The sequence below is a fragment of the Streptomyces radiopugnans genome, from assembly GCF_900110735.1.
In the GTDB taxonomy this organism is placed as follows: Bacteria; Actinomycetota; Actinomycetes; order Streptomycetales; family Streptomycetaceae; genus Streptomyces; species Streptomyces radiopugnans.
Map to the genome: position 1 here is coordinate 823258 of NZ_FOET01000001.1, position 20320 is coordinate 843577.

Annotated in this window: 15 protein-coding genes; 11 read left to right on the forward strand and 4 right to left on the reverse strand. The window is 74.1% G+C overall.

Features of this window, described 5'->3' with window-relative positions:
• Positions 1–250: 250 nt before the first annotated feature.
• The 4 genes from BMY40_RS03610 to BMY40_RS03625 form a co-directional block, all read right to left on the reverse strand.
• Entirely contained in the window at positions 251–2620 is a 2370-nt protein-coding gene (locus tag BMY40_RS03610; RefSeq protein ID WP_093655778.1) for a transglutaminaseTgpA domain-containing protein, read from the reverse strand.
• Entirely contained in the window at positions 2620–3990 is a 1371-nt protein-coding gene (locus tag BMY40_RS03615) for a DUF58 domain-containing protein (protein ID WP_093655197.1), read from the reverse strand. The genes BMY40_RS03610 and BMY40_RS03615 overlap by 1 nt, the downstream gene beginning before the upstream one ends.
• Positions 3990–5015, reverse strand: a complete 1026-nt coding sequence (locus BMY40_RS03620; protein WP_093655780.1) for an AAA family ATPase — start codon at positions 5013–5015, stop codon at positions 3990–3992. Before BMY40_RS03620 ends, BMY40_RS03615 begins: the two co-directional genes overlap by 1 nt.
• 141 nt (positions 5016–5156) lie before the next feature.
• The gene (locus tag BMY40_RS03625) at positions 5157–5687 is read right to left on the reverse strand and encodes a beta-class carbonic anhydrase (RefSeq protein ID WP_093655199.1); all 531 of its coding nucleotides are present in this window, start codon (positions 5685–5687) and stop codon (positions 5157–5159) included.
• Between the two features lie 420 nt (positions 5688–6107).
• Between BMY40_RS03625 and rsmH the strand changes: the two genes are divergently transcribed.
• The 11 genes from rsmH to ftsZ all read left to right on the forward strand — a co-directional run bounded on the left by rsmH (position 6108) and on the right by ftsZ (position 20320).
• Positions 6108–7064 carry a 16S rRNA (cytosine(1402)-N(4))-methyltransferase RsmH gene (gene rsmH / locus BMY40_RS03630; RefSeq protein ID WP_093655201.1) on the forward strand — a complete coding sequence of 319 codons (957 nt, stop codon included), beginning with the start codon at positions 6108–6110 and terminating at the stop codon, positions 7062–7064.
• 74 nt (positions 7065–7138) lie between these two features.
• Positions 7139–7495 carry a cell division protein FtsL gene (gene ftsL, locus BMY40_RS03635; protein ID WP_245769813.1) on the forward strand — a complete coding sequence of 119 codons (357 nt, stop codon included), beginning with the start codon at positions 7139–7141 and terminating at the stop codon, positions 7493–7495.
• Positions 7492–9435 (forward strand): peptidoglycan D,D-transpeptidase FtsI family protein, encoded by a 1944-nt coding sequence (locus BMY40_RS03640; protein ID WP_093655205.1) that lies wholly within the window; start codon positions 7492–7494, stop codon positions 9433–9435. The genes ftsL and BMY40_RS03640 overlap by 4 nt, the downstream gene beginning before the upstream one ends.
• 34 nt (positions 9436–9469) lie before the next feature.
• Positions 9470–11203: a UDP-N-acetylmuramoyl-L-alanyl-D-glutamate--2,6-diaminopimelate ligase gene (locus BMY40_RS03645; protein ID WP_093655782.1), complete on the forward strand. Its 1734-nt coding sequence runs from the start codon at positions 9470–9472 to the stop codon at positions 11201–11203.
• Positions 11200–12603: a UDP-N-acetylmuramoyl-tripeptide--D-alanyl-D-alanine ligase gene (locus tag BMY40_RS03650; RefSeq protein ID WP_093655207.1), complete on the forward strand. Its 1404-nt coding sequence runs from the start codon at positions 11200–11202 to the stop codon at positions 12601–12603. The genes BMY40_RS03645 and BMY40_RS03650 overlap by 4 nt, the downstream gene beginning before the upstream one ends.
• On the forward strand, positions 12603–13661 hold the full coding sequence (mraY, locus tag BMY40_RS03655) for a phospho-N-acetylmuramoyl-pentapeptide-transferase (protein ID WP_093655209.1): 1059 nt from the start codon (positions 12603–12605) through the stop codon (positions 13659–13661). Before BMY40_RS03650 ends, mraY begins: the two co-directional genes overlap by 1 nt.
• Positions 13658–15103, forward strand: a complete 1446-nt coding sequence (gene murD, locus BMY40_RS03660; protein ID WP_093655211.1) for a UDP-N-acetylmuramoyl-L-alanine--D-glutamate ligase — start codon at positions 13658–13660, stop codon at positions 15101–15103. The genes mraY and murD overlap by 4 nt, the downstream gene beginning before the upstream one ends.
• Positions 15104–15155: 52 nt before the next feature.
• Entirely contained in the window at positions 15156–16754 is a 1599-nt protein-coding gene (ftsW, locus tag BMY40_RS03665; RefSeq protein WP_245769815.1) for a putative lipid II flippase FtsW, read from the forward strand.
• A 6-nt stretch (positions 16755–16760) separates the two neighbouring features.
• On the forward strand, positions 16761–17855 hold the full coding sequence (gene murG, locus BMY40_RS03670) for an undecaprenyldiphospho-muramoylpentapeptide beta-N-acetylglucosaminyltransferase (protein ID WP_093655213.1): 1095 nt from the start codon (positions 16761–16763) through the stop codon (positions 17853–17855).
• A 32-nt stretch (positions 17856–17887) separates the two neighbouring features.
• A complete protein-coding gene (locus tag BMY40_RS03675; RefSeq protein ID WP_093655215.1) occupies positions 17888–18784 on the forward strand; it encodes a cell division protein FtsQ/DivIB in 897 nt (298 codons plus the stop codon).
• A 276-nt stretch (positions 18785–19060) separates the two neighbouring features.
• Positions 19061–20320 carry a cell division protein FtsZ gene (ftsZ, locus tag BMY40_RS03680; protein WP_093655217.1) on the forward strand — a complete coding sequence of 420 codons (1260 nt, stop codon included), beginning with the start codon at positions 19061–19063 and terminating at the stop codon, positions 20318–20320.

Genomic DNA, 20320 nt, shown 5'->3' on the forward strand with positions numbered 1-20320 from the left:
TCGCGCACCGCCACGGCCGACCGCCGCCGGTGGGCGGCGCGTACGGCCACCGCGACCCGATGACGCCGTCGCACCGTCCTCGTGCGGCCGGCGAGTCAGGACCGACGACAGCGGACGGCTGGGGACCCGGAGGATTTCCGGGTCCCCAGCCGTCCGCTGTCGCGTCTCCCTCGGCCATCTTCCCCGGCCCGGCCCGCCGGGCCGGAGGGCGCCGTTCCCCCCGGCCCCCTGGCTCCCGTTCCCCCGGCCCTCAGGCCCGCTGCCCCGACGGCCTGATCCGCGCGCGCACCCGCCGTACCGCGCCGCTCCACCGCCCGGCCACCGCCGACCAGCGCTCCGAGACGGCCCACACCGCGCGTACGGCCGACCGCGGCAGCAGCAGGGCCCGCAGCCGCGCGCCGCGCCCGGCGGCCGCCCGCAGCCCGGCCCGCACCCGCCGCACGTCCTCGGCCAGCCCCTGCGCCGGCCGCGGCCGGGGTGCGTAGAGCGCCTCCTCGACCGCCGTGGCCAACCGGTGCACGGCCTCGGCGGCCTCGCCCTCCAGCCTTCCCAGCCGTACGACGCGCGCAGCGGCCGTCCGCGGCGTGGCGGACTCCTGGGGGGAGATGCCCAGGTCCCAGGCGGAGTCGGTCGTCTCCCGCCATGCGGCGAACGCGAGGGCGCCGGGGTCGCCGCCGCCCGCCAGCCGCCGGGACCGGGCCCTGCCGCGCCACAGGGCCGGCAGCGCCAGGATCCCCGCGGCGAGCAGCACCGGCGCCGCCACCAGCAGCGCCCTGCCCACCGGGAAGCCGCCGGCGGCCCCGTCGTCCTGCGGGACGGCCGCCGCGCCGCAGTCCTCCGTGCCCTGCCCCGGAACGCACTCCTCGGAATCCGAAGGCTCCGGAAGCGGCTGCGCGCTGTCGTCCGGCCGTGGCTCGGGGACGTCCGGCTGCTCGGGGGAGGGCAGGTCGGGCCGGGTGTACTCCGGCACGCTGCCCCGGCTCGGGGTGGGCTCGAAGCGGGTCCAGCCCACGCCCTCGAAGTACAGCTCGGGCCAGGCGTGCGCGTCCTGCAGGCCCACCGCCATCCCGCCGCCGCCGTCGGAGGCCCCGGCCGTGAAGCCCACCGCGACCCGCGCCGGGATGTCCAGGGTGCGGGCCATGGCGGCCATGGAGAAGGCGAAGTGGACGCAGAAGCCCTCCCGGTCCTCCAGGAAGCGGGCGATGGCCGCGCTGCCGCTGCCGGCCTTCACCTGGGTGTCGTATCGGAAGCCGCCCTGGGAGGAGAACCAGTCCTGGAGCCTCACGGCCCGCTCGTAGTCGCTGGAGGCCCCCTCGGTGACGTTCCGCGCCGTCTCGGCCACCACGGACGGCAGCGACTCCGGTACGCCGGTGTACTCCTCGATGATCTGCGGTGAGGGCGCCGGGGCGTCCGACAGCTGCCGTGCGGTCGGCCGCACCAGCAGGCTGTCCACCTCGTACCGCACGCCCCGGGTGGTCTGCCCGCGGTCGCCGACGAGCGTGCGGCCCTCCGGCTCGAAGCGCCACCGGCCGTCGATGCGCACCTCGGCGGCCGGATACGGCATGGGCAGCCAGTTCTGGGCGTACCAGCCGGCGGCCCGGAAGGAGGTGGTGACGCGCTCGGTGCCGACGGACGGCGACAGCCCGGGCACCGGCGGGAGCGGACGCGGCAGATCGGTGATCCGGCGCTCCGACGGCCGCCAGGACGTGCCGTCGAACCGGTCCAGCGCCACGATCCGCAGATACATGTCCGAGGTGCTCTCGGCGTCGGTGGTGTACGTCAGCACCGTGCGGTTGTCCGGCTGGTTCAGGCTGTCCTGGAGCGCGACCAGCGGATTGACCGCCGAGACCGTGCCGCCGCCGCCCCCCGTGCCCCGCCCCTGGCGCGCGGCGTCCAGCAGCCCGCCGCCCAGTGACGGCAGCACCGCGGGCACCACCAGGGCGATGCCCAGCGCCACCGCGCCGATCCGCCGTCCGTTGCGCACCGGCGGCGGGGCCGCACCGCCGGACCGCGCGGTACCGGGCCCGCCGCCGAACACCCGGCCCCACCGCGACAGCCGGTCCCGGCCCTCCGCCAGGAGCAGCAGCAGGTAGCCGCCCGCCGCGCACAGGAACCACAGCCGGCTGCCCCCTTCCGGGGACAGTCCGGCCGCGACCGAGTACAGAGCCAGCAGCGGCAGCCCGGCGGGGGCCGCGGCACGGTACGTCACCGCCAGCACGTCCACCAGCAGGCCGATGACGACCACACCGCCGACCAGCAGCAGCCGGATGCCGTCGGTGACGGGTGCCGGGATGGAGAACCGGCCGACGTCCGCGGTGCCCTGTGCCAGCAGCGCGCCGAAGGCCTCGACGGCGTCCGGGCCCGGCAGCACACCGAGCACGGCGTGGCCGCGGACGAAGACGAAGGTCAGCAGCAGCAGCGACACCACCGCCTGCGCCGCCACCGCCGGCGGTCCGGCCGGTGTCATCCGCCGCACCACCGCGCCCACCGCGCTCTGGACGCCCAGCAGCAGGGCGGCCTGGAACAGCCAGCCCGCCGGGGCGACCAGCGGCAGCAGCGCGCACGCCGCCGCCAGGGTGGCCGCCCAGGCGCAGAACGCCAGCCGGGCCTGTCCGCTCATCACCGTCCACTCCTCGCCGTCCGCCCGGGCACCCCGCCCGCGGACCGGTCCGCCTGCCGCCACAGATCGGGCAGCGCCTCCCCGGGCGCGTACGGCAGCACCGTCCAGCCCGCCTCGCGCAGCGGCCGTTCCCTCTCCTCCTGCGCGGCCGGCTCGCGGAACCCGCGGGGCAGGAGGGCCACCGCGCCCCCCGCGCGCTGCCGCATCCGGCCGGCCAGCACCGTCTGCTCGTCGTCCAGCGAGCCGAGGAAGGCCACCAGCAGCCCCTCCTGCCCGCCACCGCCGCTGCCGCCGCTGCCGCCGCGCAGCGCCTCGTACGCCCGCGCCAGGCCCGGCTCGCCGGAGTGCTCCACCACCGCGAGGGTGTCCAGGATCAGCCCGGCGGTGTCGGCGGCGGCGGTGTCCGTACCGCCGCCGTCCGGCCCGGGCACCGGCGCGCCGGCGTCGGTCAGCAGCCGTACCGCGTAGCCGCGCTCCAGCAGGTGCAAGGCGACCGAGGCGGCCCCCGAGACCGCCCACTCGAACGCCGACTCCGGACCGGAGCCGGCCCAGGCCGCCCGGCGGGTGTCCAGCAGCACGGTGCAGCGCGGCCGCTGCGGCTGCTCCTCGCGGCGCACCATCAGCTCCCCGTGGCGCGCGGTGGAGCGCCAGTGCACCCGGCGCAGGTCGTCACCGTGGCGGTAGCCGCGCGGGATCACGTCGTCGTCGCCGGCCATGGCCGGGGAGCGGTGCCGTCCCTCGCCCAGGCCGGCCGCCTCCCCGGCCAGCCGTACGGGGGGCAGCTCCTCGGTCCGCGGCACGACGGTGAGGGTGTCGTGGGAGCTGAAGGACCGGGTCAGCTCCACCATGCCGAACGGGTCCGTCAGCCGCAGTTGCAGCGGGCCTATCGGATAGCGCCCCCGCAGGTCGGAGCGGACCCGGTAGGAGACCTCGCGCCGGCCGCCCGGCTCCACCCGCTCCAGGACGAAGCGCGGGCGCGGGCCCAGGACGTAGGGGACCTGGTCCTGGAGCATCAGCAGGGAGGTCGGCAGCCGCGAGACGTTGTCCAGCCGCAGGTGCACGCGGGCCTCCTCCCGGGCGGGCACGCGGACGGGGGACAGCCGCCGGGAGGCCGCCACGCGGTGGCGGGTGCGGTGCAGCACGACCACGCAGACCAGGGGCAGCGCGGCCAGCAGCACCCCCACCCGCAGCAGGTCGCCCTGGCCCAGCACGTAGGCGCACACCATCGCGGCCGCCCCCGCGGCCAGGAACGAGCGCCCCCGGGTGGTGAGCCCGGCGAGGGCGGCGCGCAGCGAACCCCGGCGCTCCTCCGTCCGAACGCTCCCGTCCGCGCCGCCGGTGTCCCGGACGGCTGTGCCGGGGCCGTCCATCACAGCCCCCGGTGGGAGGGCCGGCCGTACAGCGGGGGCTGCGAGGTCGCCTCCCGGTAGTTGGACGCGGGCACGGGAACGCGCCGCACGATGTCGAGGACGATCTGCTCGGAGGTGCGCCCGCCGAGCTGGACCTGGGCGGTGGGCAGCAGCCGGTGCGCCAGCACGGGCACGGCCAGCGCCTGCACGTCGTCGGGCAGCACGAAGTTCCGGCCGGCCAGGGCCGCCGCCGCCTTCGACGCCCGCAGCAGGTGCAGGGTGGCCCGGGGCGAGGCGCCCAGGCGCAGCTCGGGATGGCTGCGGGTGCCGGCGACCAGGTCGACGGCGTACCGGCGGACCGGCTCGGAGACGTGTACGCCGCGCACCGCCTCCACCAGCTTGGCGATCTCGTGGGCGTGGGCGACCGGCTGGAGGTCGTCCAGCGGCGAGGGCCCGCCGTGCACGTCGAGCATCCGCAGTTCGGCCTCGGGGCTGGGGTAGCCGATCGACACCCGCACCATGAAGCGGTCGCGCTGCGCCTCGGGCAGCGGGTAGGTGCCCTCCATCTCGACCGGGTTCTGGGTGGCCACCACCATGAACGGGTCGGGCAGTTCGTAGCTGCGCCCGTCGACGGTGACCTGCCGCTCCTCCATCGACTCCAGCAGGGCCGACTGGGTCTTGGGGGATGCGCGGTTGATCTCGTCGCCGATCACGACCTGGGCGAAGATGGCGCCCGGCTTGAACTCGAACTCCTGGTGCTGCTGGTCGTAGACGCTCACCCCCGTGATGTCGGAGGGCAGCAGATCGGGGGTGAACTGGATTCTGCGCACCGAGCAGTCCACGGATCTGGCCAGCGCCTTGGCGAGCATGGTCTTCCCCACGCCCGGCACGTCCTCGATCAGCAGGTGCCCCTCGGCCAGCAGCACGGTCAGCGAGAGCCGTACGACCTCCGGCTTGCCCTCGATCACGCTCTCCACCGACCGGCGCACCCGGTCCGCCGTGGCGGTCAGATCGCTGAGATCAGCTCGTTCGTCATAGGTCGTCACCCGGCCCTCCTCGGCCCGCTCACGGGCCGGTCCGCCCCGCGGCGGGCCGGCCATCCCCGAACAACCGGCGCCTCCCCCGCAGCAGGTACCCGCGAGGGAGGGCCGTCACTCAGGCATTCTTCACTTACACAGCCTCACGCGTCACGATTCCGGGCCGTTCGCCGGATCGATCTCCCGGAGCAGACCGGTGGTGACGTCGAAGACGAAGCCGCGTACGTCGTCGGTGTGCAGCAGGAACGGTGAGGTACGTACCCGCTCCATCGACTGCCGCACGTCCTGGTCGGCGTCCTTGAAGGACTCGACGGCCCACGACGGCCGCTGGCCGACCTCCATCTCCAGCTCGTGCCGGAAGTCCTCGGTCAGGTTCAGCAGGCCGCACCCGGTGTGGTGGATCAGCACGACGGAGCGCGTGCCCAGGGCGCGCTGGCTGATGGTCAGCGAGCGGATGACGTCGTCGGTGACCACGCCGCCGGCGTTGCGGATGGTGTGGCAGTCGCCGAGTTCGAGGCCGAGGGCGGCGTGGAGGTCCAGCCGGGCGTCCATACAGGCGACGACGGCGACCTTCAGCACCGGCCGGGCGTCCATCCCCGGGTCGGTGAACTCGGCTGCGTAACGCTGGTTGGCTGCGACGAGGCGGTCGATGACCGGCCCCTCGGATGAAGACGATGACATGCCTACGACCGTAACCGTCCCGTCTCCGCCCGGCTCGGCGCGGGGCGGGGCAAAGCCGGTCAACGCGCATGGCGTGTGAGGTAACCCACACCGGTGACGCGCGGTCCTCCGCGCGGGTGGAACCGGCCGCGGGGTTCCGGGGCGAACCCGCGCGGGCAAGCGGCCGTGACGCGCCTGACCAGTTGGTTGACCGGGGGGACGAGTGGACTAAAGTGACGCGAAGCGGGAGCCGGGCGAGCGCCGGGCTCCCTCTGCCGAATCCCGAGATCCCCATGTGCGCGGGCGCGCGTACGGCCGCGTGCGGCCCGGCCTCCTCCCGCTCCCGGCCGGCCGGTGCCCCTTCCCCGGTGCCGACCGCCGCTCTTCCCCTTCGCGAGCGGGCGGGGACCAGGCCGTACGGGCCCGCTCAAGGAGAGTCCAGTGAGCACCAACGAGCGGCACGTCCCGGTCATGCTCCGGCGCTGCCTGGACCTGCTCGCCCCCGCCCTGGGCGAGCCCGGCGCCACCGTCGTGGACTGCACCCTCGGGCTGGGCGGCCACAGTGAGGCGATGCTGTCGGAGTTCCCGGACGTCCGGCTGATCGGCCTGGACCGCGACCCGGCCGCGCTGGAACTGGCCGGCGAGCGCCTGGCCCGCTTCGGCGACCGCGCCACCCTGGTGCACGCCGTCTACGACGAACTGCCCGAGGTGCTGGAGCGGCTCGGCGTGCCGCGCGTCCGGGGAGTCCTGTTCGACCTCGGCGTGTCCTCCATGCAGCTCGACGAGGCCGAGCGCGGCTTCGCGTACTCCAGGGACGCGCCGCTGGACATGCGCATGGACCAGAGCAGGGGGGTCAGCGCCGCGGAGGTCCTCAACACCTACCCGCCCGGTGAACTGGTGCGCATCCTGCGCGCCTACGGCGAGGAGAAGCAGGCCAGGCGGATCGTCTCCGCGATCGTGCGCGAGCGCGAGAAGGAGCCCTTCACCGGCAGCGCCCGGCTGGTCGAGCTGATCCGCGAGGCGCTGCCGCAGGCCGCCAAGCGGACCGGAGGCAACCCCGCCAAGCGCACCTTCCAGGCGCTGCGCATCGAGGTCAACGGCGAACTGGCCGTGCTGGAGCGGGCGTTGCCGGCCGCCGTCGCCGCGCTGGAGGTGGGCGGCCGGATCGCGGTCCTGTCCTACCACTCGCTGGAGGACCGCCTGGTCAAGCAGGTCCTGGCCGCGGGCGCCACCAGCACCGCGCCGCCGGGGCTGCCGGTGGTCCCCGAGCGCTACCAGCCCCGGCTGAGGCTGCTGACCCGGGGGGCGGAACTGCCCACCGAGGAAGAGGTCGCCGAGAACCGCCGTGCCGCCCCCGCCCGGCTGCGCGGCGCCGAGCGCATCCGGGAGGAGCCCTGAAGGACGCACCGAAGGCCGCACCCGGGACCGCCGGGAAACCGGCCTCACCGACGCCCCAGCAGCGGCTGGCCAGATTGGCGCGGCTGGTTCCCGCAGGCGCCCCCTCCGCACCGGCCCGCGCCCCCTTCGTGCTGCTGGTGGTCCTGCTGCTCGGTTCCGGGCTGCTGGCCCTGCTGCTGCTCAACGCGGCCGTCAACCAGGGATCCTTCGAACTTCGGGAGCTGGAGAAGCGGGCCGGGGAACTGGCGGACGAGGAGCAGGCGCTCCAGCAGGAGCTGGACTCCTTCTCCGCTCCGGACGCGCTGGCCGAACGGGCCGGTGAGCTGGGCATGGTGCCCGGCGGGAACCCCGCGTTCATCCTCCCGGACGGCACCGTCCGGGGCGTGCCCGAACCGGCCCCCGCCGCGCCCGGGGGGGAGGAGGCCCCGTGAGCGAGCGCCCCCAGCGCCCCCAGCGGCCCCGCCGTACGCAGCCCGCCCCGCGTTCCGCCGCGTCCCGTTCCGCCCGTGCCCCCCGGCCCGCCGCCCGCGCGCCCCGCCCGGGGCCGGGCACCGTACGGCTGGGCAACCCCCGGCCCCGGCTGAGGCTGTTCGGCGTCCTGCTGACCCTGGTGATGCTGGCCTTCACCGTGCGCCTGCTCCAGGTGCAGGCCGTGGACGCGAGCACCTACGCCGCCAAGGCCGACGTCAACCGCTACATCACCGTCCCGCTCGCCGCCGAGCGCGGCACCGTCACCGACCGCGACGGCGTCGCCCTGGCCACCACGGTCGACGCGTACGACATCACGGCCGACCCCTATCTGTTCACCCCCGACCAGACGAAGGTCCCCGACGCGCCCGCCCAGGCGGCCGAACTGCTCGCCCCCATCCTCGGGGTGGACGAGGAGACGCTCACCGAGCGGCTCTCCCGCAAGGAGACCCGCTACGTCCTCCTGGCCCGGCAGCAGTCCCCGCAGGTCTGGAGGCAGATCACCGACCTCAAGCGCGTGCTGGCCGGCCGGCAGCGCGCCGGCGGGGGCCACCACGTGCTGGCCGGGGTGTACTCCGAGGAGCACGCCAAACGGGTCTACCCGGGAGGGGACCTCGCGGCCGCCGTGCTCGGCTTCGTCAACTCCGAGGGCAAGGGCAGCGGCGGCCTGGAGGCGAAGTTCGACAAGGTGCTGGCCGGGAAGGACGGCAAGATCACCTACGCCCAGTCCGGCGGCCGCCAGGTGCCCACCGCGGGCGAGCACGAACAGCCCGCGCGCCCCGGTTCCGACGTGGAGCTGACCCTCGACCGCGACATCCAGTGGGCCGCGCAGAGCGCCATCGAGGAGCGGGTCGAGAAGTCCGACGCCGACAGCGGCTACGTGATCGTCCAGGACGTCCGCACCGGCGAGATCCTCGCCATGGCCAACGCGCCCGGTTACGACCCCGGCGACCTGTCCACGGCGAGCGCCTCCGCACTGCGCAACGGCGCCGTGGAGGACGCCTACGAGCCGGGCTCCACCAGCAAGGTGATGTCCATGGCCGCGGTCCTGGAGGAAGGCGTGGCCACTCCGGGCACCCATGTCGTGGTGCCCAACCGGCTGCCGCGCGCGGACCGCAGCTTCGCCGACGACATCGACCACCCCACCTGGCACCTCACCCTCAACGGGGTGCTCGCCAAGTCCAGCAACATCGGCACCATCCTGGCCGTCGAGCAGCTCGGCGACACCCAGACGGAGGCCAACCGGGTGCTCCACTCCTACCTGCGCAAGTTCGGCCTCGGGCAGAGGAGCGGGCTGGACTTCCCCGGCGAGACCCCCGGCATCCTCGCCGACCCCGGGGACTGGAACGCCTCGCAGCAGTACACCATCCCCTTCGGCCAGGGCCTGTCGATCAACGCCGTCCAGGCGGCCTCGGTCTACTCCACCATCGCCAACGGGGGCGTGCGCGTCGAACCGTCCCTGGTGCGCGGCACCACCGGGCCCGACGGGGAGTGGAAGCCCGCGCCGGAGCCGCAGCGCACCCGCGTCGTCGGCGAGAAGACCGCCACGACGCTCGCCGCCATGCTGGAGTCGGTGGTGGCGGACATGGAGGGCACCGGCACCACCGCGCGGATCCCCGGCTACCGGGTGGCGGGCAAGACCGGTACGGCCAACCGGGTGGACCCCGAGACGGGCCGCTACAACGGCTACACCTCCTCCTTCGCCGGGTTCGCCCCCGCCGACGAGCCCCGCGTCACCGTCTACTGCGCCGTGCAGAACCCCAAGAAGGGCAGCTACTTCGGCAGCGAGGTGTGCGGCCCGGTGTACCAGCAGGTCATGAAGTACGCGCTCAAGGCCCTGCGGATCCCCCCGACCGGCGCCGAGCCCCCGCGTCTGCCCGTCACCTTCGACCCCGGGGACTGACCCGGGAACCGACCGGAAAGCGACCGTGAGAACCATCGACGACCTCCCCCGCAACAGCCCCGGCGCCACCGGCGGCGCGCCCGGCACACCCGGCCCCTCGCTTCGCGGCGGGCCCGGCACGGCGGGTACGCTCACCGCCGTGCCACACGCTGATCAGACCCCATCCCTGCCCCCGGCCCCGCCCCGCCCGGAGCGGGTCCGTCCCGTGCCGCTGGCGGAGCTGGCCCGGCGGCTGGGGGTCGCGGCCCCCGAGGGCGACGCGGCCGTCACCGGCATCACCCACGACTCGCGCGCCGTACGTCCCGGCGACGTCTACATCGCACGTCCGGGGGCCCGCTTCCACGGCGCGGACTTCGCCGTCCAGGCGGCCCGTCTGGGCGCCGTCGCGGTGCTCACCGACCCCACGGGCACCGAGCGGGCCGCCGCCACCGGTCTGCCGGTGCTGACGGTGACCGAGCCGCGCGAGGTGACGGGCGACCTGGCCGCCGCCATCTACGGCGACCCGGGCCGGGACCTGCTGCAGATCGGCATCACCGGCACCTCCGGCAAGACCACCACCGCCTACCTCGTCGAGGGCGGGCTGCGGGCCGCGGCGAAGGAGGGGGAGCAGACCGGGCTGATCGGCACGGTCGAGTCCCGCATCGGCGACGAGCGGATCAAGTCCGAGCGCACCACCCCCGAGGCCACCGAGCTCCAGGCGCTGTTCGCGGTGATGCGCGAGCGCGGGGTGCGCTCCGTGGCCATGGAGGTCTCCAGCCACGCGCTGGTGCTGGGCCGGGTGGACGGCTGCGTCTTCGACGTCGCGGTCTTCAACAACCTCAGCCCCGAGCACCTGGACTTCCACCCGGACATGGAGGACTACTTCCGGGCCAAGGCGCAGCTGTTCACGAAGGCCCGCTCCCGCACCGGAGTGGTCAACATCGACGACGAGTACGGGCAGCGGCTGGCCGCCGGGGTCAGCGAGGTCCCCGTCACCACCTTCTCCGCCGAGGGCCACCCGGACGCCGACTGGCGCGCGAGCGACGTGGAGATCGGCCCGCTCGGCTCCACCTTCACCGTCATCGGCCCGGACGGCGAGACGGTGCGCGCCGCCGCCCCCCTGCCCGGCCCGTTCAACGTCGCCAACGCACTCGCGGCCATCACCGCCCTGGTCACCGCCGGGATCGATCTGAAGACCGCGGCCGAGGGCGTCGCCGCCGTGCCCGGCGTACCGGGCCGCCTGGAGCGCGTGGACGCCGGCCAGCCGTACCTGGCGGTCGTGGACTACGCGCACAAGCCCGACGCCGTCGACTCCGTGCTGCGCGCCCTGCGCAAGGTCACCGAGGGCCGGGTGCACGCGGTGCTCGGCTGCGGCGGCGACCGCGACCCGCACAAGCGCCCCGCCATGGGCGCCGCGCTGGCCCGGCTGGCCGACACCGCCGTCCTGACCTCCGACAACCCGCGCTCGGAGGACCCGCTGGCCATTCTCGCCTCCATGCTCGCGGGCGCGGCCGAGGTCCCGATCCACGAGCGCGGCACCGTGCTGGTGGAGGAGGACCGGGCCGCCGCCATCGCGGCGGCCGTCGCCCGGGCCGAGCCCGGGGACACGGTGCTGGTGGCCGGCAAGGGCCACGAGCTGGGCCAGGACATCGCCGGGGTGGTCCGCCCCTTCGACGACCGCGAGGTGCTGCGCGAGGCCGTCGAGCGCGCCATGGCCGCCCGGCGGGACGCGGGACGGCACGCCGCGGGCGCCGCGGGCGACGGGGACACCGGGGAGAGCGCGTCGTGATCCCGCTGACCCTCGCAGAGATCGCCGACGTCGTCTCCGGCCGGGTCCACGACATACCGGACCCGGAGTCGACCGTCACCGGCCCCGTGGTCAAGGACTCCCGGGAGGTGCGCCCCGGCGCGCTCTTCGTCGCCTTCGCCGGGGCCCGGGTGGACGGCCACGACTTCGCCGCCCGCGCCGTCGCCGACGGCGCGACGGCCGTGCTGGCCGCCCGGCCCGTCGGCGTGCCCGCGATCGTCGTCGACGACGTGGAGGCCGCCCTGGGAGCCCTGGCCCGCCATGTGGTGCGGCGGCTGGGCACCACCGTCGTCGCCCTCACCGGCTCCGCCGGCAAGACCAGCACCAAGGACCTGATCGCCCAGCTCCTGCGGCGGCTGGGCCCGACCGTCTTCACCCCCGGCTCGCTCAACAACGAGATCGGTCTGCCGCTGACCGCGCTGAGCGCCGAGGAGGGCACCCGCCACCTCGTGCTGGAGATGGGCGCCCGCGGCATCGGCCACATCCGCTACCTGACCGAGCTGACCCCGCCGCGCATCGGCGTGGTCCTCAACGTCGGGTCCGCGCACATCGGCGAGTTCGGCGGCCGGGAGCAGATCGCCCTGGCCAAGGGCGAGCTGGTGGAGTCCCTCCCCCCGGCGGACGAGGGCGGCGTCGCCGTCCTCAACGCCGACGACCCCCTGGTGCGCGACATGCGCGCCCGCACCGAGGCACGCGTCCTCTTCTTCGGCGAGGCCGAGGAGGCGGACATCCGTGCCGAGAATGTCCGTCTCACCCCGAAGGGGCAGCCCGCCTTCACCCTCCACACCCCCACCGGGTGCAGCGATGTGACCATGCGCCTGTACGGTGAGCACCACGTGTCGAACGCGCTCGCCGCGGCCGCCGTAGCCCACGAGTTGGGCATGCCCGCCGAAGGGATCGCCACCGCGCTCTCCGAGGCCGGCACGCTCTCCCGCTGGCGGATGGAGGTCACCGAGCGCTCGGACGGCGTGACCGTCGTCAACGACGCCTACAACGCGAACCCCGAGTCCGTGCGGGCCGCTCTCCGCGCGCTCGCCGCCATGGGCAAGGGGCGTCGCACGTGGGCGGTGCTCGGCGAGATGGCCGAGCTCGGCGAGGAGTCGCTCGCCGAGCACGACGCGGTCGGACGGATGGCCGTCCGGCTCAACGTCAGCAAGCTCGTGGCGGTCGGCGGCCGGGAGGCCCGCTGGATCGACATGGGCGCCAAGAACGAGGGTTCGTGGGGTGAGGAGTCGGTGCACGTGTCCGACGCGCAGGCGGCAATCGACCTGTTGCGCGACGATCTGCGGCCGGGGGATGTCGTGCTGGTGAAGGCCTCCAGGTCGGCCGGCCTGGAGAAGGTGGCGCTCGCGCTGGTCGAGGGCGAGGTCGCCGGCCGATGATGAGGCAGATCCTCTTCTCCGGGGTCATCGGGCTCTTCCTGACCCTGATCGGCACTCCGCTGCTGATCAAACTGCTGGCCCGCAAGGGCTACGGGCAGTACATCCGCGACGACGGCCCGCGGGACCACCACAGCAAGCGCGGCACCCCCACCATGGGCGGCATCGCCTTCATCCTGGCGACGCTGATCGCCTACGCGCTCACCAAGGTCATCACCGGCGAGCAGCCGTCGTTCTCCGGCGTGCTGGTGCTCTTCCTGATGGCGGGCATGGGCCTGGTCGGCTTCCTCGACGACTACATCAAGATCGTCAAGCAGCGCAGCCTGGGCCTGCGGGCCAAGGCCAAGATGCTCGGCCAGCTCATCGTCGGCATCGCCTTCGCGGTCCTGTCTCTCAACTTCGCCGACTCCCGCGGTCAGACCCCGGCCTCCACCAAGCTCTCCTTCACCCAGGACTTCGGCTGGTCGATCGGCCCGGTGCTCTTCGTGATCTGGGCGCTGTTCATGATCCTGGCGATGTCCAACGGCGTGAACCTCACCGACGGCCTCGACGGCCTGGCCACCGGCGCCTCGGTGATGGTCTTCGGCGCCTACACCTTCATCGGGGTGTGGCAGTACCAGGACTCCTGCGCCCTCACCGGCAGTCCGAGCTGCTTCGAGGTGCGCGATCCGCTGGACCTCGCGGTCGTCGCCTCGGCCCTGATGGGGGCCTGCTTCGGCTTCCTGTGGTGGAACACCTCGCCCGCCAAGATCTTCATGGGTGACACCGGCTCGCTGGCCCTGGGCGGCGCGCTGGCCGGCCTGGCCATCGTCTCCCGCACCGAGCTGCTGCTCGCCCTGCTCGGCGGCCTGTTCGTCCTCATCACCATGTCCGTCGTCATCCAGGTCGGCTCGTTCCGGCTGACGGGCAAGCGGGTCTTCAGAATGGCGCCGCTCCAGCACCACTTCGAGCTCAAGGGCTGGAGCGAGGTGCTGGTCGTGGTCCGCTTCTGGATCATCCAGGGCATGTGCGTGATCGTCGGAATCGGCCTGTTCTACGCCGGTTGGGCGGCCGGGAAATGACGCGCGGCCCCGTCGGCGAGGAGTTCGCCGGGAAGCGCGTCACCGTCGCCGGCCTCGGCGTCTCCGGGATCCCCGCCGCGCGCGTGCTGCGGTCCCTGGGTGCCCGGGTGACGGTCGTCAACGACGGCGACGACGAGCGCGCCCGGCGGCAGGCCGCCGAACTGGAGGAGCTGGGGGCCGCGGTGCGCCTCGGCGACGGGGCCACCCTGCCCGAGGGCACCGAACTGGTCGTCACCACGCCCGGCTGGCGGCCGGACAAGCCGCTGTTCGCGGCGGCCGCGGCCGCCGGGGTGCCGGTGTGGGGCGATGTCGAGCTGGCCTGGCGGCTGCGCGGCCCCGGCGCCGCACCCTGGCTGGCCGTCACCGGCACCAACGGCAAGACCACCACCGTGCGGATGCTCGCCTCCGTCCTGGAGGCCGCCGGGCTGCGCACCGCGGCGGTCGGCAACATCGGCGTCTCGCTGCTGGACGCGGTCCTGGGCGGCGAACCGTACGACGTGCTCGCGGTGGAGCTGTCCAGCTACCAGCTCCACTGGTCCTCCTCGGTGCGCCCCCACTCGGCCGCGGTGCTCAACCTGGCGCCCGACCACCTCGACTGGCACGGTTCGATGGAGGCGTACGCCGCCGACAAGGGCCGGATCTACGAGGGCAACCAGGTCGCCTGTGTCTACAACACGGCCGACCCCCTCACCGAGGAACTGGTGCGCCGCGCCGACGTGGTGGAGGGCTGCCGGGCGATCGGCTTCACCCTCGGCACCCCCGCACCGTCCCAACTCGGCGTCGTGGACGGCGTACTGGTGGACCGGGCCTTCGTCCCCGACAGGCGGAGGCAGGCGCAGGAGCTTGCCGAGGTGGCGGACGTCGACCCGCCCGCCCCGCACAACATCGCCAACGCCCTGGCCGCCGCGGCCCTGGCCCGCGCCTTCGGCGTGGAGCCGGGAGCGGTGCGCGACGGCCTGCGCGCCTTCCGGCCCGACCCGCACCGCATCGAGCACGTCGCCGACGTGGGCGAGGTGGCCTACGTCGACGACTCCAAGGCCACCAACACCCATGCCGCCGAGGCTTCCCTGAAGGCCTACGACCCGGTGGTGTGGATCGCCGGAGGACTGGCCAAGGGGGCCGTCTTCGACGAGCTGGTCGCCGGGGCCGCCAAGCGGCTGCGCGCGGCGGTCCTGATCGGCGCGGACCGCTGGCTGATCCGTGAAGCGCTGGCGCGACACGCCCCGGATGTCCCGGTCGTCGACCTCGACCGGACCGACACTGGGGCGATGGCGGCGGCGGTCGGCGAGGCCGCCCGGCTGGCCCGCCCCGGGGACACCGTCCTGCTGGCTCCGGCCTGCGCCTCGATGGACATGTTCACCGACTACCACGCGCGCGGGGAGGCCTTCGCCGCCGCGGTCCGCGACCTGGCCGCGGACCGTCCCGCGGCGCGGGAGCGATAACCCGCCGGTCCCCGCGCCGCGGACCGGCGGCCGGGGAGACAGGAGGGGACGGATGACGGCCGAGCGACCCGTACCGCCCGCGGCGGTGGCCGCAGCCGGTCTGGCGGGCCGCGTCCTGGCGGCCGTCGCCGCGGCAGTACCGGGCTTGTCGGCCGCGCCCGCCCGGCCCGTCCCGGCGGCGGGTACGGCCGGGCCGGTGCCGCCGGTGCCGCCGGTGCGCCCCGGGCGCGGCACCGTGCTGCGCGAGACCCAGCGCTCCCGTCCCGGCCCCCGCACGGCGCGTCCGGGCACTGTGCGCGCCCCGCGTCCCGCCGCCGCGCCCCGGGCGTCCGGCGCCGGACGGCCCGCGCCCGGGAGCGCCCCCAAGCGCCCCCCGCGAGGCCCGCGCCGTGCCGTGGACGGGGTCCGCGGGCTCTACCTGAGGGCGAAGCGCGCCTGGGACCGGCCGCTGACCGCCTACTACCTGATCCTCGGCGGCAGCCTGATGATCCTCGGCCTCGGCCTGGTGATGGTCTTCTCCGCCTCGCAGATCGAGGCGCTGGGCTCCGGGCTGCCCTCCGCCTACTACTTCCGCAAACAGCTGCTGGCCGCCGTCCTGGGCGGCGTTCTGCTGGTGGCGGCCGCCCGGATGCCGGTGGCCCTCCAGCGCGGCCTGGCGTACCCGCTGCTGGCCGTCTCCGTCTTCCTGCTCTGCCTGGTCCAGGTGCCGGGGATCGGGCAGGAGGTCAAGGGCAACCAGAACTGGATCCAGCTCGGCGGCCCCTTCCAGTTCCAGCCCAGCGAGTTCGCCAAGCTCGCCCTGGTGCTGTGGGGGGCGGACCTGCTGGCGCGCAAGGGCGACAGGCGGCTGCTGAACCAGTGGAAGCACATGCTGGTGCCGCTCGTCCCGGTGACCTTCCTGCTGCTCGGCCTGATCATGCTGGGCCGGGACATGGGCACCTCGCTCATCCTCGCCGCGATCCTCGTCGGACTGCTCTGGCTGGCCGGTGCGCCGGTGCGGCTGTTCGCCGGGGTCCTCGCCGTCGCCGGGGTGCTGGGAGCCCTTCTGATCGCGACCAGCGGCAACCGGATGGCCCGGTTCGCCTGCCTGGGCGCCACCGACCCCGGCCCGAACGACCAGTGCTGGCAGGCCGTCCACGGCATCTACGCCCTGGCGTCGGGCGGATGGTTCGGTTCCGGACTGGGCGACAGCATGGAGAAATGGGGACAACTGCCCGAACCGCACACCGACTTCATCTTCGCCGTGACCGGGGAGGAACTCGGCCTGGCGGGGACGCTGCCGGTGCTCGCCCTTTTCGCCGCTCTAGGCTATGCGGGTATCCGCGTGGCAGGACGCACGGAGGACCCCTTCGTCAGGTACGCCGCGGGAGGTGTGACCACCTGGATCACGGCCCAGGCCGTGGTCAACATCGGTGCGGTGCTCGGCCTGCTGCCGATCGCCGGTGTCCCGCTCCCGCTGTTCTCCTACGGAGGTTCCGCCCTGCTGCCGACGATGTTCGCCGTCGGGCTGCTGATCTCCGCCGCGAGATCGGAACCCGCCGCGAAGGCGGCACTGGCCATGCGGCAGCCTGCTGTGAGAAAGAAGCTGGCTGGGGTGAGACGGAAGACGATGGGACGGAGTGCCGTACGGCGCCCGTCCGGAGAGCGGTGAAATTCGGTGCATGTCGTACTCGCCGGTGGGGGGACCGCCGGCCACATCGAGCCCGCGCTCGCCCTCGCGGACGCCCTGCGCAGGCAGGACCCGACCGTGGGGATCACGGCACTCGGCACGGAGCGCGGACTCGAGACCCGGCTCGTCCCGGAGAGGGGCTACGACCTGGAGCTGATCCCGGCCGTGCCCCTGCCGCGCAAACCCACTCCCGAGCTGATCACCGTGCCGGGAAGGCTGCGCGGCACCATCAAGGCCGCGGAGCAGGTCCTGGAGCGGACCAAGGCCGACTGCGTGGTCGGCTTCGGCGGCTATGTGGCGCTGCCCGGCTACCTCGCGGCCAAGCGGCTCGGGGTGCCGATCGTCATCCACGAGGCCAACGCCCGCCCGGGCCTGGCCAACAAGATCGGCTCCCGTTACACCGACTACGTCGCGGTCTCCACCCCGGACAGCAAGCTGCGGCACGCCCGCTACGTCGGCATCCCGCTGCGCCGCTCGATCGCCACCCTGGACCGGGCGGCGATGCGCACCGAGGGGCGGGCCGCCTTCGGCCTCGACCCGGGTCTGCCCACCCTGCTGGTCACCGGCGGCTCCCAGGGGGCCCGGCGGCTCAACGAGGTCGTCCAGGCCGTCGCCCCCGGCCTCCAGCGCTCCGGCGTCCAGATCCTGCACGCGGTCGGCCCGAAGAACGAGCTGCCGCAGGTGGACAACATGCCCGGGATGCCGCCCTACGTCCCGGTGTCGTACCTGGACCGGATGGACCTGGCGTACGCCGCGGCCGACATGATGCTCTGCCGCGCGGGCGCGATGACGGTCGCCGAACTGTCCGCCGTCGGACTGCCGGCCGCCTACGTCCCGCTGCCGATCGGCAACGGCGAACAGCGGCTGAACGCCCAGCCGGTGGTCAAGGCGGGCGGCGGACTCCTCGTCGACGACGCCGAACTGTCGCCGGAGTGGATCCAGTCCAACGTCCTGCCGGTGCTCACCGATCCGCACCGGCTGTACGACATGTCGCGGGCCGCCGCCGAGTTCGGACGCAGGGACGCCGACGAACTGCTGGTCGGCATGGTGTACGAGGCGATCGCGGCACACCGCCGGGGCTGAGGCCGCAGGCGGGGCGCGGGAGAGCAGGGAGCGTGGCCGGACGGACGGCGGCCGCCGGGCGAGGCGGCCGCGACCAGCGTGACCCCCGCGGGCCGGGTGCGGGCTCGGGGACGCCCCCGGCCCCGCCGCCGGACCGGTGGCTCCGGCGTCGCCGCGCGCCCCGCCTTCCGGAGGGCCGCGGACGCCGCCGGCTGCTGCTCGCCCTCGCCCTCGGCCCGGCGCTGCTGATCGGCGGCCTGGCCCTGTGGCTGCTCTACGGCTCCGCGTGGCTGCGGGTGGAGAGCGTCACGGTCACCGGCCAGAGGGTCCTGACGGAGCGGCAGGTCCTCGACGCCGCCGACGTCCCCCTCGGCGAGCCCCTCGTCTCGGTCGATCCCGGCGAGGTGGAGCGGCGGCTGCTGGAGGCGCTGCCGCGGATCGGCTCGGTGGAGGCGGCCCGCTCCTGGCCGCACGGCGTGGAGTTGACGGTCACGGAGAGAAAAGCCGTGGTCGTGATGGTGCAGGACGCGGAGAACGGGGAAGGCGGGGGAGACGAGGACGGCACGAGGGGGCGGCGCTATGCCGAGGTGGACGGTGAGGGGGTGCTGTTCGGCACGGTCGCCGAACGGCCCGCGGGCGTCCCCCTCCTCGCCCTGGACCTCGCCGGATCCCCCAGCGGGCACCGTTTCGGACCCGAGACGATGCGCGAGGAGGCGGTCGGGGTCGCCGCGGCCCTCCCCGAGCGGGTGCGCCGCGACACCCGGACCATCCGGGTCCGCTCCTACGACTCCATCACCCTGGAGATGAGCGGCGGGCGCACGGTGGTGTGGGGGAGCGGCGAGGACAGCGACGCGAAGGCCAGATCGCTCACCCTGCTGATGAAAGCCGCCGACGGTGCGGAGAGATTCGACGTGAGCGTCCCCGGCACACCGGCGGCGTCGGGGAGTTGACGTACGTACGTGCAGGCCAGCACCCTGGCTGGCTACCGCGTTGCCTGATCACATAGGGTGAGAAGAAAAACGGGAGGTTCGGCGTGTTCATTGAACGCGAACCGCTTGTCGACCTAGTGTCCGTTCCAAAGAATCCGAGGAACGACAGACATTGGTAACCCTAAACTTGAACGTTAGGGTTCGGGTCGGCGTCCGGACCGTCCCACTCGGCATAGGTCGGCGCACCGCAACCATCGTGGGGCGGCGACACGTAACTCGAGGCGAGAGGCCTTCGACGTGGCAGCACCGCAGAACTACCTCGCAGTCATCAAGGTCGTCGGTATCGGCGGCGGTGGCGTCAACGCCATCAACAGGATGATCGAGGTCGGTCTCAAGGGCGTCGAGTTCATCGCGATCAACACCGACGCACAGGCCCTGCTGATGAGCGACGCCGACGTCAAGCTCGACGTCGGCCGCGAGCTCACCCGCGGCCTCGGCGCCGGCGCCAACCCCGATGTCGGCCGCAAGGCAGCCGAGGACCACCGGGAGGAGATCGAGGAGGTCCTCAAGGGGGCCGACATGGTCTTCGTCACCGCCGGCGAGGGCGGCGGCACCGGCACCGGGGGCGCGCCCGTCGTCGCGAACATCGCACGTTCTCTCGGCGCCCTCACCATCGGCGTCGTCACCCGCCCGTTCACCTTCGAGGGCCGCCGCCGGGCCAACCAGGCCGAGGACGGCATCGCGGCCCTGCGCGACGAGGTCGACACCCTCATCGTCATCCCCAACGACCGGCTGCTTTCCATCTCGGACCGTCAGGTGAGCGTGCTCGACGCGTTCAAGTCCGCGGACCAGGTGCTGCTGTCGGGTGTCCAGGGCATCACCGACCTCATCACCACCCCCGGCCTGATCAACCTGGACTTCGCGGACGTCAAGTCCGTGATGTCCGAGGCCGGCTCGGCGCTCATGGGCATCGGCTCGGCGCGCGGCGACGACCGCGCGGTGGCCGCGGCCGAGATGGCGATCTCCTCGCCGCTGCTGGAGGCGTCCATCGACGGCGCCCGCGGTGTGCTGCTCTCCATCTCCGGCGGCTCCGACCTCGGCCTGTTCGAGATCAACGAGGCCGCCCAGCTGGTGAGCGAGGCCGCGCATCCGGAGGCGAACATCATCTTCGGCGCGGTCATCGACGACGCCCTCGGCGACGAGGTCCGGGTCACCGTCATCGCGGCGGGCTTCGACGGCGGGCAGCCGCCGGCCAAGAACCGCGACAAGGTGCTCGGTTCGTACGCCGGCGGCAAGGAGGAGGCGCCGGCCGCCCCGCGCCCGGTGCCCTCCGAGCCCGACCGCCCGTCCTTCGGCGGGCTCGGCTCGGTCACCCCGCGCGAGGACGAGCCGTCCCCGGCCGTCCCGCTGGCGGACTCCCCGTCCGCCTACGGCGCGGGCTCCTCCTCGCCGCGGTCCGGCGAGACCGGCCCGTCCCCGGCCCCGCAGGTCCCGCCGGCCCGTCCCTACCAGGACGGTTCGGCCGAGGAACTCGACGTGCCCGACTTCCTCAAGTAG